Here is a 15,429-nt window from a genome sequence, read left to right on the forward strand (position 1 = left end):
CTAGTTCTTTCTTTCACCAAAAACATCGGTAATTACTACCCTGCTTTGTGAACCGTCAATCGTTATTTTTCTATTCGCCTGAGGAAATTCCTCGCCTTCCCACACACCGTGCGGACCGCTGTTCGTATATTTGTATTCGAGTTCAACTCCAGCCGGAATCTGAACGATCAATGTATAGATCGAATCATTAGCGATCTCGTCTCCTTCAGTCTTATCATCATACATTCGTACTTCATTCGGTTTCCAGTTTCCGATCAACTCATGGTTTCCAACAATATAGATTCCTCGTCGGACGAAGATCTTCCTGGCATCACAATGGAAAATAACGGTGACAGAATCCTTTTTACTTTGCGCCATCGTTCCACCGGCAACTTTCGTTGTCAACTGTACGTGCTCTGAAATAATCGGATTAAACTCACGCTTCGGGAATTTTCCTCCCGCTTTTTCACCAAATGTGTAAAGATTTCTTAAATGTGTAATAAAGGCTATATCAAATGGTTTGTCACCGGCGGGCGCATTTTGATCAGTGCCGTACCACCAGAACCAATCGGAACCTTCTGCCGCGTACATCGCTTCCCAAGTTTTATACGCAAACCATTTTTTTGTATTTGCCTTTGGTTCAGGATCGGTCGGTTTCGGTTGTTTCAATCCGGAATGTTCCAGATCCTGACGGGCTGTCAATAAATAATTCCACGCACGGTTTTCTTCTTCTTCACCAATCCACGTATCATAATTTGCATTGATCCACGAACCGGGAAACAACCAATCCAGTTTTCGCATAGATTCAACAGGATGAGCTGAAATATCTCTCTTCGGATTTCCGTGAATGTATTCAGACATTGTTACGGTTACGACTTGTTTCGTTTTATGAAGCTTTGATAATTTTCGATACAACGCATGGAGAAAATCTTTCGCATCGTTGTCCCGACGGTACCATTCCCAGGCGTTTTCTCCGTCCAGAATAACAGTCAGCAGTCGATCAGGCACCCCTTCTGTCGGCGCATACCGGAGAATTGATTTAATAAAATCGTCAGCAGCGTCTTCACCCACAAAATTTTGATACGTAAACCCAATCTTATCGGAAAGTTCTGTCTCGCGGAATACGACTGCAACATCACTGGAATCTACTTCATACGGATAATATTTTGGCTGATCGTGCGGTTTTGAACGAGCAAGAATTTTTTCATCCGTCGCAATCCATTGAATCCCATTTTTCTTGAAGATCGGAACGACCTCGTGAGCAACAGAACCTTCTCCGGGCCACATACCGAGAGGTGGTTGACCGAATGTCTTTGTATAGAAATCGACAGCCATACCGACTTGGGCATCGGCATCCTGAGGATAGCTGAATCGATTCGGCATAGCATCGTTTGGCTGGCAGATTCTTCCCAAATCTGAATCAAAGATCAACGGAAGAATCGGATGGAAAAATGGTGTGGTTGCTACTTCGATCTGTCCTTGATGCGATTTGTGGTTATACATCAATTTTTTATGGATCGGGATAACATTCGCACACACTTTATATGTTTCAACAATGATTCTATTACAATCTTCTTCGGTAATTTCTTTGAGGAGATGATAGGTGCCATCGGAGTGTCGCGTTACCAAATCGGTCAGATCAATGATTGTGCCATCGGGAAGCCACATCTTTTTTTCGAGAAAATCCGGATCGAAGTGTGCAAGGTAAAACCAGAATTTAATATCGCGAAGTTCTTGCTCAATGAAGCTCTCTTTCTTAGCATTTCGCTCTTTCAACGTAGAATAAGCCGGAAAACGGGATATTTGTACTTCACTGATTCCAAATGCATTCCATGTGTTATATAATAAGTACTGCAAATCGTCATTTGTAAAATCCTTCGTTGGCTTTAAAGCAAGATCGATCCAAGGATCTGTCTTTCCTTTCCAGTGAGCGAAGAATTTTTTAGCATCAATCTTATTTTTTTTCACATCAACAAATGGTTTCAATCGATCAACATAATATTTCTGCAATTGAAACAACATTGACGATGTAAGATTGACATTGTAATGGATGTTCGGATAATGTTCGAGAATCGATGCCATATCAAAATAATCTTTCGTGGCATGAGTCCGAACCCATGGACCCTGTAATTGATCTGTTGCAGGATCAAGATAGAGCGGTTGATGCTGATGCCAGATTAAATTGACATAAAGTGTGCCGCCGCTTTTGGGATATGTATCGTTCATAATTCCTTGAGCTGTTGGTTGATAACCGTGGTAGGCAATTTCGTTATTTTCTGTGAGAGTAAAAACAGAATTTTTGCTGCTGTTATTGTAATTCTCGATAGTTCCGGGATTGGAGTCATCAAGAGTCCATGTGCTATCAACATATAGTTTGTATTGATAGATTCCCGGTTTCATGGCAACGACTATACTAAACACACCAGCAGAGTCTTGTTTCATCGGGTTTGCATCGCGTGTCCAGCTGTTAAAATCACCACACACCGAAACACTCTTTGCCGGTTTAGAATATGTGAATAAAACTCCACTCTCAACAATTCGCGGTTGCGAGCATAGGATTGTTGAGAGTAAAAAAAATAGTGCGATAATTTTATTCATATCATAATTATTTGCTGAACATCGTACGATGATGTGGAGCGATGATTGTTATTTCACCAACATCATTTTTTTCGTTATGGTATAATTCCCTGCTTTCAACGTATAGAAATACATTCCGGATGCAAGATTCTTCCCATCAAACGTCGTGGTATATACACCTGCAGACTGTATATCGTTCACCAAAGAAGCCACTTCCCTGCCAAGCATATCGTAAATCTTCAACGAAACTTCGCCATTCACAGGAAGTTGGTAAGCAATTGTTGTTGAAGGATTAAATGGATTTGGGTAATTCCGTGACATTGCATAAGTACCTGGAACGGTAGATTCGGGCCGTTGTGTAACAGCAGTCACAACGGGAACAGTTATTTTTTTAACAGAATCAGAAATAACTAATACAGCAGTTCCGTATGGAGGAATGCTCATAGAAAAATTCGCGCTGCCGTTTGAGAATGTAATCTGATGGGTTGTATCATTATAAACATCATTCACATAATACGTTTTTCCATCTGTTGGATTAGTAAATAATAGATTAGGCGTACCGGTAATGGAAAGATTTAAGGTAACGTTCCGCTGTTGTTCGGCAACGTTAGCCAATGTAATCACATTCTCATCCTGATATTGGCGGAGGATTCCGTACACAGCGCCGTCATTCGTCCCGATACGGGAGAATGATTGCGTTGAAAATGCCGGAAATGCTCCGCGGATCCATGCGAGGCGTTGATAATGCTTTTGAAGAAATTGTCCTGGGAAATTCCAATTAATAGTGGTACGAGTCCTTTTTTCCTTTGCTCCACCGATACCATACCCATAACCAATTTCCTGTCCATTCCAGATCATGGGAAAACCAGGCACAGAAAAAATGACTGATGCAATCGGCTTTGTTCTGTTTAAAGTTGTTACGGTGTCATAAAGATAATTGGCAGAATAGTTATGAGTGATTCGGTCTTCATCCTGCGACTCCATAAACCGCATATATAACGCATTTGGGCCGGGGAAATATCCACCGTTATTTAATTCGTTGTGAAGATTATCCACTGCTAGCGTACTGAAACTAAAACCGCGTATTTGATTAAAGTATGATTTAAAATCATACGCTGCATCCACGCCGCCACCTTGATCTGCATAAATCGCTTCCGTACCTGAACCCGTACCATCATCTTCCGCGAGAAGTAAAATATCAGGTTTAATGTGTTTCAACGCATCGCGCATTGGTTTACCCATGTTAACTTCACCATAACGACGGTGCGGCCCCCAAAATACATCAAATCGATATCCATCAAGACCGAACTCTTTGATCCAATATTTATACACGTTAATCATTTCTGTCCGTGCGTCGATGTCTGTCCAGTTATAATTCAATAGTTGATCGCTGAACGCGCTGTAATAATTAAATCCATCTGCATCGAATGTCTGACCCAATCCGTTCGTGTTGTGAGGAATAGTAGTGTGTTCATACCAACTCCAGTAACGGGAATCCTGTTTGAAGAGATGGGCATCTTGTGACCATGGATGGAATCGTGATGTATGATTTGGTGTAACATCTAAAATTACTCTTATTCCGAGCGCATGGGCTTGCGTAACAAAATCTTTGAAGTCTTGATTTGAACCATATTCTGGTGCAACATTATAAAAGTCTGTAATATTATAACCCGGTCCATAATTTTGATCGATTGGATATGCATTCTTCATCACCGGCATCATCCAAATAACATTAAATCCCATATCCTTAACATACTGCAGCCGTTGGGTAGAAGCAGGGATGGTTCCTTGAGCTGTAAATGATTTCGGAAACAAGAAATACACACGTGCCTGTTTTGCCCATTGAGGATTACTTGTTGTGGTCGGATTCTCATACGATCCATCTTTTTTGATGATAAAATAGCATCGAGCTGTATCAACACCGCCGACGCTGTCTGATGCAATTATCGAAAAATAATATTCACCCGGTTTCGTCGGTGTGGTTACTGCCACAGTCAATCCGGATTTACTATTCAGTCCTAAAGGAGTCTTTGGATCGTCCAGCCATTTGTATGTCATGGACTTTCCGTCCGGATGAGTACTACCCGAAGCTGTTAAAGAAATTTGATCTCCCGAGGTAAAAGCAGCAGATGCTCTGGCAAATGGAGAGTGATTAACAATATATGTGTAAGTCACCGGATCGGAGGCAACAAGAGTCCCGTTTGTATCGACAACTGCCTTAAATATATTAAGACCTTCCGTAAGTGTATCTGATGCAGAAAATGAACCGTTGGTAACTGTTACAACCGTCGTATCTGTTGAATTGCGAACAATCTTCGCCAAGGTTACTGCATTATTTTGCACCAGCCCGCGCATCGTTCGCATTGAATTTCTTGTCGGGTATCCGCCTTGAGATGTAATCTGAATAAATCCTGCTTGAGTTGTAAAGTAGACTGAGTCAGCGTTTGTTGTCCCAGCCGAAGATGCAACCTCCAATTTCACATTATGCTTGCCGTTTGAAAGCGAATTCGGCAAAAGAAAAGAAAACTTTTTTGTTACGGCATCATAGTTCTTCCCAATTTGCTTATACGCAATACCATCAATTGTTACTGTGATGGAAGAAGTATCAATAGATGCGCCAACTTTTGGGAAGAGATAAGCATTGATGATCGGAGTTCCGGTATTCACTACAGATTGCCGTTGATTAGGGAGTAGATGATAAATTGTCGGATTTTTAATGTACAGATACGTATTCGCATTATCATTCGGATTCTCATGGTGGTTCAACGGATCATTAGGCCATTGACCAACCCCAGCATAATAGAATTTGTACTGCCACGCACCGGGAACTCCGTTGACAGGTGGATTAGGATTTCCACCCACCGGAAGACGTACAGTTCTTTCCCATACAGTGCCGGATGTATTATCCATCGGCATCACACTATTATTCCATCCGTTAAATTCACCGACCAAGTAAATTGTTGGACTTGCTGGAGCATTATACCGAAATGTTACATCAACACTGTCTTGTGCTTGCGACAAAAATGTTACCGTGCAAATAATTAAAACTATTTTTTTCATCTTTTTCCCTTCATTAAATATTCCTGGTCCCGACATCTTTACTGAAATCAAACTACTTTATAAAACCAAAACTTCATCAGCAGCGATCGTTTGTTAATCTTCTTCAATCGTGTTCAAAAATATTCTTGCGGATCGCGGGGGTATATCGATAGAAATATTCCCGTCAATCGGTTTATATTTTCCCCCGGTAAATTCATCGTGCAACTCATGTATTTGAGGATTCACAGTCAATTCAACACTCATAATTTTATCGCGCCGGTTTATGGCAACGTAAGCAAAATGTGCATTCAACCGTCGTTCAAAGGCAAACACCCTGCTATGATTATCCGCAGCAAGTGTCTTGAAATGTCCACGCCTTAAAGCAATTGATTTCTTTCGAATGGAAATCAATTGTTGATATAATGCGAATAATTCATGATCCCATTTTTTCTCTTCCCAAATCATAGTACGACGGCAATCCGGATCTTTCCCTCCTTCCATTCCAATTTCATCACCATAATAGACCATTGGCGCACCGATATAGGTCATTTGCAAAATAATGGAGAGCTTCATTCTCCAAAATTCACTTTGACAGAGGGTTAAGTACCGTTCCGTATCATGACTTCCCAATAAATTCATCATGGCGAGCGTATTGAATCGATGATGAGCAGTTCGTATTGTTTCCAACTGTTTATCAAATTCATCCGTCTTGATAGTATCCGTGGCATAATAATCCAAACAGGCAGATCGAAAACGGTAATTCATGACCGCATCAAATTCGTCCCCCTGAAGCCAGGGCGTTGCATCATCCCATATTTCTCCGGTAATATAACAGCCGGAATTTCGGGATTTTACTCTCAAGCGAAATTCCTTCCAGAATTCGTGCGGCATTTCGTTGGGAACATCAAGCCTCCAACCATCCACCCGATCTGTCCAATAGTCAATTACTCCGAAAAGATATTGTTTCACCTCCGGATTTTGCACCATCAATTTCGGAAGCGACCCATGTCCCCACCAGCATTCATAATTTGGATTTTTTGCAGCTGCAACCGGATAAGAATAGATATTAAACCAGGATGCATATTTGGAATCTTTTCCCTTTTCTTTCACACCCTTGAAAGCAAAATGTTCCGTCCCGACATGATTAAACACTCCATCGATAACCACCTTAATATCATTTTTGCGGCAAAGAAGAATAAATTGGTCAAACAATGCGTTGGTGCCGAAGGCGGGATCGATGATTGAGTAATCGGTAGTATTATATTTATGATTTGAATCTGCAGCGAAGAGAGGGTTTAGATAGATTGCATTCACGCCAAGGCGTTTTAAATGTCCGAGACGATTGATAATCCCTTGAAGATCACCTCCGAAATAATTATTCCCTTTCGGCGGTTTTCCCCACGGTTCGGTATGCGGTGGATCATTGGTTAAATCACCATTTTCAAATCGTTCGGGAAAAATCTGGTAAAAGATGCTGTCTTTCACCCAGTCTGGGACAATCACAATTTTGTTTTGCATAAGACAAAGAGACAAATTCAGAGATATAGAAAAGGCAGGGCAATTACTCACCCTGCCTTTTTGAATAACGATCTTTGATGTTATTGATATGGATTATTCATCCATACTTCATTTCAACCAAAGATTACTTCAAGAACATCATTTTCTTCACCGATGTGAAGGAACCAGCTTCGATCTTATAGAAGTACACGCCGCTTGATAATGAAGTTGCGTTGAATGTCGCTTTGTAGCTTCCAACGGTTTGAACTTCATTGACGAGTGTAGCAACTTGCTGACCGAGAACATTGTACACCTTCAATGATACCAAACCATTCACAGGAATGGAATAGTTAATCACGGTTGAAGGATTGAACGGGTTCGGATAGTTCTGTGAAAGTTCAAATTGTGTCGGTGTTACACCGTCAATTTGTTTCACGCTCTTCACGCCGTTTGCATAATCCCATTGGTTATAATACAAAGGATTAATGCTACCAAACTGATTGGCAATTGTGGCTGTTGCTGCTGCGTCATTGATGTTTTCGATATGATTGTTACCGAATCCACCCTTTCCGCCTTCATTGTCACCACCTTTAATACCAAATTTAAATTCCTGACCGACAACGTTATTCACGGAATCTTTGTAGTAATTGATCACTTTGGTATAGATATGGTCACCAGCAACTGCATCACCGTTTGTACCGTCATCAAACATCACTTTTTTGGGATCTGCGATTAATGAATTACCCCATGCGCCCCATCCGCCTGATGCCGGTCCATTGATTGCAACACCCCATTTGTAAACGCTATCTTTGTTCGTCACATTAACAGTGTTCTGAATTCCAAACAAGGTATCACCCTTTGCAACTTGCCAATAAGCAGGTGCAAGATTAAGGGTAAATGTAACCGCAACATTCTTCGTAAGTTTACGTGTGTTGCGGAAGAACGGCCATCGGTTTGCTTTAGTTTGATTTTTCGAAGTATCAAGTCCGGCATTAAGAACACCGGTGGACTTTTTACTTGTTAGCGGTAACATACGACGTTCTGCTAATGTTTGGTCCTGTCCAGTGAAACTGAAGTTATAGTAGGATTCTCTGAAATCTTGACCATTCTTAACGATGTAATATTGATACACCAACGGTTTGGTACCGGTTGCATCAACTTTAACGCCAGTAATGTTGGAATCTGTTGCTGCATAGATATTGGTTAAACCTTGTTTTGCAAGATTTCTTACACCAACAACTGTTGCTGAATTAGCAAAACCGTAACGTACTTGAACTGTATCACCGGTTGTGTATCCATTTGTTGCAATTGCATTGGACATATCAACACGGAATGTTGCCATTGCGGTGTCATTACCTGCTGGTGGTTTTACACCAACATTTTCCCACCATACCCAATATATTGTCGTATCAGCACTTCCCTTTTTAATTTCGAAGGAACGGTTTGCAACGTTTTCCCATTTGTATGTGGTTGGCGTGGCATTGTTAAACTGAACGAATTTATATTCGTATTTAATCGGTGCAGAAAGTGTATCTAAGTTTGCTTTCTTTAAAGGAAGTTTAAATGTTCCTGACCAGAAGTTTGGACCAAGGTAAGCAACTGAACCGCCGTTACCATGATTTGTTTCTTGTTTCAGAACAAATGAAGAAGGTGTGCCCCATCCCTGGAAGCTACCATTCACTCCAACTTTCATGCTTAATGGATTAAAATCTTCCTGGTTAGCCATGTTGATACGGAAAGTTACTTCCAATGAATCCGATTCAACATATGGACGCCAGTATTGCGGTTGTTCTGCCGATGAACCGTTGACAAATTGAACTGCAATTGTCGTATCGCTAGCTCCAACAACCATACGGCGGTTACCATTGCCATTGGTGGTGATATTATTTTCCCAGCCATTATCTTTACCAGCATGAGTTTCATTAACATTCGGTTGTGCATGGGTATAGATTTTGTAGGGGAAGTCTTTTCCTGAAGCAAAGCGAACTTTTGCTCTCCAGTAATCTCCACCAATATTTGTAAAGCGAACTGAAGATTTACCGCTCCAATCAAGTAATCCACCGGAAGCACCACCATCACCGCGCATTTGCACCGTGGAGGTACCTTTTAATGTATCTGGAACTGTGGATGTGTTGACGATAAATGTTACTTCAACGGAAGGACTATATTCATACGCAATACGTACACCTGCGCCAAATCCAGTATTTTCAGAAATAAATGCAATCTGTCCAAGACTTGCTGCAGCACCACCATTTAATGGTGTTACAATTTTTGTCCATGTTGCACCATCATCGGTTGATTTCCACATAGCCGGACCAGTTCCATCAAAACCGGAAACTAACACTGTGCTTGTTCCAGCAAGTGCCTGTACTTGTGCAACCTGTTGTAATAATGGCGAGCTAATTGGTGCTGCTGCGACATTAATTGAATCGCTCCATGTTGCACCGCCATCGGTTGTTTTATGCAATGTGTTGATGTAACCAAGAGTAACGCCAATAGCATAACCGACATTAGCATCTTTAAATGACATGTTGGCTAATGAATATCTGTTCTTTGCAAGAAGGTTTGTAACTTTGGTCAACGTCCATGTTAAACCAGCATCGGTGGATTTTAAAACACCAGCGGCTGAAACCGGAGCTGAACTTGTTACATATACACCCAACCAGATTGTATTTCCAAGAGTAGCAATGCTCTTTGATCCTGCAGAAGCGACAACATACGCCTTAATATCTGCACTGGTAGGAAGTGAAACTCTTGTCCATGTAGCACCGCGATCTGTGCTGCGGTTAATGAAAATAGATGAATCAACGCCATCTCCATAAGCAATAACTGTATCTTTGCTGATAAATTCTACGCCATCATAAAATGCACCGGTACCATATTTTGCACTTACGGTATCCCATTTTACGCCATAGTTTGTGGAACGAATCAAAACACCAGCGTAATCTGCATTGATCATAACACTATCGCCCCATGTTGCAATACCAGCAAAACGCGGACTTGTGGATGTTGCGCTTGATTGGAAATTAGGGAACGAGAATTTCGTAAAGCTTTTACCACTGTCTTTTGAATAGAAACCATAATAGTTTCCCAACATTGGTGCAGTTGTTTTTGCACCAGCAATCAAGACAAAGCCGTTTTTGAAGAATTCTGCAACTTTGAACTGACTTGTTGGTGTTTCCAGATTACGGGGAAGCCACGGGGATGAAGCAGCATTTACCTGCTCCGGTGATATGAGTGTCTTTCCAAACGGAATGACAGACATTTCATCACCCTTCTCCGTTTTCTTTTCTGCAACCGCAATGCTCAAAAGCATCAGCGCCAGCAAGAAAGAAAGTTTTAGAGTTTGTTTCATAGTGAAACTCCTATGTGTGTTTTGGATATAGTGGATTATGGTACAACAAAATATTCTTAGAATTGAGTTGCAAAAATGTGGGCTGCCTCACTCCTTTCTTGGGAAAGTTGATAAAATTGTTCCAAAATGTCAAAATTAAAAGGTTATACCTATTGCAAATGTTTGAATTCCGCCAAATTTGCCAAATTCCTGATACGAAAAATCAAAAGAAATGACATTGGCACCGGTGAGCTCATATTTTGCACCTCCACCCGCTGTAAATGATTCCTCACGATCAGGTAAAAACAACGACTTCAGTCCACCACGAACAAACATCATATCTCTCCAGGATAATTCGCCGCCGACATTCAGCATTTCGGCGCTATCACTGGGACGTAACGCATCAGCAGCCACAATCAATCTCAGTTCATCACTTTTGAACGCATCAATAGAAATTCCTGCACGGAATAATAAAGGAAGCGGCCGGTCTTCAGTTCTATATTGCGCAACAATGGTTGGATTATTTCCGGATTCAGTCGGTTTAGAATCAAAATTATTGTACAAATCTTTACCGTCCAATTTCATATCCCCGCCAAAATTGGAAATACTCATGCCAATTATCAATCCGTTGAAATCGGTTTTGTATTTCAATCCAACATCAACAGCCATCGAGCTTGCCGATTCATTCCAAATTTTCATTTGGATGAACTTCGCGGTTCCACCGATGGAAAACTTATCGGTAAGATTTCGTGCATAAGACAATCCAACTGCAAGATCAGAAGCATTCCAAGTCTCTTCACCGCCGTCTTGATTGAACTCTGTTGTGACAGTTTCTTCACCATAATTCAACTGTGTGACATTTATTCCAATGGCACCGCCGTCACCAAGATTGAGTGTAACACCAACCCAATCAAATTTTGTGTCAACCAGCCATGCAGTGTGGGAAACCAACACCTGCGAATAACCAAGTTGAGAGATAGCTCCCGGATTGTAATACAGTGCCGAAGCATCATTGGCAATTGCCACATATGCTCCGCCAAGTGCAACTCCGCGAGGGCCGACCGAAATCCCTAAAAACGGTGCGGCAGAAGTGCCCACTTTTGATTGTGCCGTGCTCATGACAGCGGCAGTGAGTGAAAGAAGGATCAACATTATTATTTTTTTCATATCAAACTCCGAAAAACATTGTCGTATGTGAAATACTATTTGATGACCGCAATTTTTCCGGACTTTGTTCCGGCTGAGGATTCAACAACATAAAAGTAAACACCGAAGGCAACATCAAGATTCTCTTTCGTCTTCACATCCCATTTAATCGTTCCATTTTGTATGGAACCATCCTGATAGAGTGTTCGAATGTGTTCTCCGCGCGCGGTGTAAATGGACACCTTCGCATCCTGTGGAACATTCTGGAACTCAATCTTCCGCTCTCCTCGTCCGAACGTCCCGGCTGCCGGCGGTGTCTCTCCCGTGGCCTGAACAACATACGGATTCGGAACAACTCTCAGCGTTGATAACGACGCCGGAATATTTGCCTTGAGCACTTTCGGCTTGCTCGTTGAGAACACAAACGTATCTCCCTTCCGGAACGGCTTCGTCGTACGGATCGTCAGTGAATCACCATTGCCGAATGTGAACACAGAGTCTTTCCCCGGCGGTAGCCAGCCCGCTGCCTTAAACGTAATCACCCAGCTGTAGAATAATGAGTCCTTATCGCTCCGTTCGAAGAAATACAAAAAATCTCCCGAAGAGAGCTGACCGAAAAATTTACCATCTTCCCACAAAACTTCCACACGCTTATTCGTGGTAAGGTTTTTCACCGTGAACGGAATGGCCATTTTCGGAATGAACGGTTCAAACACTCCCGATGTCGAATCGATATTCGTATTCCCAAACGTGAGCACGTAATCTGATGCGAACCGTGTCGGGATTTCATCCTTCCCGTCCACATTAATGTCGAACTGATTGGTCGAGAAATCAAAATCATATGCCCGCAACCCCGTATTGAACTTCGACAACGAGTCAATCTTCCCCACATTCCAAATGTTATTGAACGCAAGCTGGATACCATCAAAGATATCCGTGTCTTCCGTCTCTTTCACATATGGACTTCCGTTCATATACGGACTCTCATGAATCGGATAATACTGATAGCGGATCGTATACTTCCGAAGATTGTTCGTATCCGGCTGAAGATCATACCGCGCCTTTGCACGAATCGCTCCACGGTCATAATTAATAATATACTTGGATGTATCTACAACCGTTCCATCCAAGCGCGAGATCGTAACGCTCCCCTTGGCTATCTGCTGTTTCGGCAATAGAGCAGTGATCGTATCGATCTTTGAAGGAGTAAATGTTGCGGTATAATACGCCGAGTCTTTTACACTGTAGAGTGTGGTCACAGGAGAGATCTTTCCGCTGTCGCGCGTATCATTAAATGAAATCTCATACGTGCTGCCGTTGATCTTCGATTCATCAATCACATTGTAATACATATTCCCGCTCCCAAGCACTGAAGCACTCTTCGGCAATTTCACAAACGATGCCGGAGGTGTATATCCTACAACCTTCTTTCCCGGTACAACGATCGCTACGTTCTGCGAAGTCCCTCGGATTCTTCCTGCCTGATCGATATCAATCTTCCATCCGTTTTCTGACGGGAATATTCCGGTCACTTCGTCGCCGTTATCATACGCTACAATAACATAGTAATACGTTTTGCCGTTGATCACGTCGCTGTCTGTTGTATCATGCACCAGGCCGGTGTTCGATCCGAGTTTATAGGTAAAGCCGGCCGCATCATCGAAGATCGCTTCCGGCGCTCGGTAGAATCCGCTGATCGTATCTTTCAAATCAAACTGGAATGCCGGATCATATCCTTTTCTGTTTCCTTCCGCATCCGTCACACTGAACGCGTCGTTGAACTCAAAATCAGTTGCTTTATAGATCTTGTATCCTTGAAAATCTTTTATCCTCAAGACCGGATCAATTGCGTTCTCCGCTCTTCGATCCCAATACAGTTTTACATTCCCGTCACCCGCCACCGCCGTCAATGTCGGCACCGGTTCCGGTGCGATTGGGAATTGGTAGTTCGCGTCATAGATCTTTTGAACCGTCTGTTTATGCTTCAGTAGATCCTTTATATCATCTTCTCGTGAACCGCCGATGCCACCACCATATACTAAAGCAAGTGAAAAGCGTTCTGTCCGTTTGGCAATGAGTGGGAAAAATCCTGAAGCATAAATGAAATCACCATCCTGGCCGTATTCCGGTTTATTGTTGACGATAGATTTTGGCACGGAGAAGAATCCGGGCTGCATATTACCCCACATCAGTTCATCGTCACCAAGCGGAACATTATTTGCAGGAGTGAAGTAGAAAAAACCTGTCAGACCAATTTGATCAGATTCATCCACGTCAGTTTTATCCATATTCGGTTCACCGGGCAAACCGGTATCAAATCCGCTGGCCATATAGCCCGATGTCGGCAATCCGTCTGATTCTCCGGCATCTTTAGAATTTGCAACACCATCCAAACCAACATCATCAAAATTGATATTCCAATCTTTATCATTATCCTGAAAATCATCTCGTCGTTCATCGATCATGGAGAATGGTCCGCCGTTGAAAACAGGATTGTATGCAATGTGGCGGAGAGGACGCAGAATATCGATCAACGTCTTTGGCGGCGTATCGTCGGAAAGCTTTACCTGACGATAATGAAGATAGACATTCTCATCAATCACACCGTCAAGATCATTATCAATACCGTCATACGCGTTAGGGTTAATCACCGGCAGATTGGAGACTGTTATAACATTCCCTTCGGCAAGTCTTGTTACTCCGGGAGTTACCGATACCGTTCCACCACGCGTCGTGTAGGTAATTGGCGTTGATCCGACCGTCACAACCTGTCGGCTGAAGTCATTGGCAATGAGTACTACTTTATCGCCGGTATTAATCAGTGTCGAATCAAAATCAGTTGCGACATATAACGCTGTCGGTGATCCGATCACTTTCTTATCCACATCGCCGTCGTTATCAATACCATCAAAAGGATTGCCCGGGCTTTCTAAAAATGCATATCCAACCATTCCAACACTTCCCTGCCAGAATGGATTGCGCGAACAGTTTCTGTCAAAATCTCCCGTGTAATTAATATTTTCATTGACATCATAAAATGACCAGTCATCGTCATACTCATTAAAATTTTGACTTCCCGTCACACCGACCAAAGTACCGACAAGCATACCAAATGTTGCGCGGTCATAATTTGTGGTACTGGTGTTGGTGATTTCATACAGCCAAAAAATATTATCTTGCGCCAGGAATTGACTCCACTGTAACCCGCGAACTTTTACCGTGAGTCCAAGTCCGTTCCGCAAAAGATTGGTTGAGTCTGGTTTAAATGCTATACCATCGGTATTGTTCGCCGCAAAATTAAATCGCACGTCGTTGTTATCATCCATCACTACATAACTCTCTTGATTGGCGCTTGCACGCTTTCCAAAATATCCGTTCCACGATCCCTGCCATCCCGGATCGAGCGCGTCGTTCAATTTATCAGGCCAAGAAGTCGGCCATGTCGACTGGTCGTCGCTCATGGCAATGCTTTGTTTGGCTGGATTGAAGTAGCCGGATACCGGCATAAATGTCCAATGCTTTCCACCGCCTGATTTATCATCAGTATCAAATGTTGAAGCTGGTCTGGATACGGGACTTGTCACAACAGAATGGAATTTCGTTGCGCCAGTTTTTACTTCGGCACCAACAATCAGCGACACGTCGCCGATATAACCGTTCGCGGAAAATATCCAGGAACCGCGAGGCCGTGTATCAGTCGGTTGACCAATTACACCCCAGTTGCCAAAAACTGTTTTTACTCTATTAGCATTATGGACGGCAGACCGGTAATATTGAGATCCTGATTGTGCAAAACTTCTGTCCAACACTACCAGGAACGCGAAAATAAGAATGAGAGAAAATATTTTTTTCATAGA

General features: G+C 42.5%; 6 protein-coding genes. All 6 read right to left on the reverse strand.

Translation table 11 applies throughout. The features are described from left to right. Nucleotides 1-2,577, reverse strand: a complete 2,577-nt coding sequence (locus WDA22_07895; GenBank protein MFA5833382.1) for a carbohydrate-binding module family 20 domain-containing protein — start codon at nt 2,575-2,577, stop codon at nt 1-3. A gap of 48 nt (nt 2,578-2,625) precedes the next feature. Continuing rightward, nucleotides 2,626-5,616 (reverse strand): alpha-amylase family glycosyl hydrolase, encoded by a 2,991-nt coding sequence (locus WDA22_07900; protein ID MFA5833383.1) that lies wholly within the window; start codon nt 5,614-5,616, stop codon nt 2,626-2,628. A gap of 93 nt (nt 5,617-5,709) precedes the next feature. Then, nucleotides 5,710-7,113, reverse strand: coding sequence for a glycoside hydrolase family 13 protein (locus WDA22_07905; protein ID MFA5833384.1), 1,404 nt, complete (start codon nt 7,111-7,113; stop codon nt 5,710-5,712). 124 nt (nt 7,114-7,237) lie between these two features. After that, complete coding sequence (locus tag WDA22_07910; protein MFA5833385.1) at nt 7,238-10,447, reverse strand: T9SS type A sorting domain-containing protein; 3,210 nt, start codon at nt 10,445-10,447, stop codon at nt 7,238-7,240. 135 nt (nt 10,448-10,582) lie between these two features. Continuing rightward, nucleotides 10,583-11,593 carry a PorV/PorQ family protein gene (locus WDA22_07915; GenBank protein ID MFA5833386.1) on the reverse strand — a complete coding sequence of 337 codons (1,011 nt, stop codon included), beginning with the start codon at nt 11,591-11,593 and terminating at the stop codon, nt 10,583-10,585. 35 nt (nt 11,594-11,628) lie between these two features. After that, nucleotides 11,629-15,426, reverse strand: a complete 3,798-nt coding sequence (locus WDA22_07920; GenBank protein ID MFA5833387.1) for a hypothetical protein — start codon at nt 15,424-15,426, stop codon at nt 11,629-11,631. Between the last annotated feature and the right edge of the window lie 3 nt (nt 15,427-15,429).

The sequence above is a fragment of the Bacteroidota bacterium genome, from assembly GCA_041658205.1.
Lineage (GTDB): Bacteria > Bacteroidota > Ignavibacteria > UBA10030 > UBA8401 > UBA8401.

Bases quoted from the DNA above. Each gene is read 5' to 3' on its own strand.
- WDA22_07895 (MFA5833382.1), bottom strand. From the start codon at position 2,577: ATGAATAAAATTATCGCACTATTTTTTTTACTCTCAACAATCCTATGC.
- WDA22_07915 (MFA5833386.1), bottom strand. From the start codon at position 11,593: ATGAAAAAAATAATAATGTTGATCCTTCTTTCACTCACTGCCGCTGTC.
- WDA22_07920 (MFA5833387.1), bottom strand. From the start codon at position 15,426: ATGAAAAAAATATTTTCTCTCATTCTTATTTTCGCGTTCCTGGTAGTG.
- WDA22_07910 (MFA5833385.1), bottom strand. From the start codon at position 10,447: ATGAAACAAACTCTAAAACTTTCTTTCTTGCTGGCGCTGATGCTTTTG.
- WDA22_07900 (MFA5833383.1), bottom strand. From the start codon at position 5,616: ATGAAAAAAATAGTTTTAATTATTTGCACGGTAACATTTTTGTCGCAA.
- WDA22_07905 (MFA5833384.1), bottom strand. From the start codon at position 7,113: ATGCAAAACAAAATTGTGATTGTCCCAGACTGGGTGAAAGACAGCATC.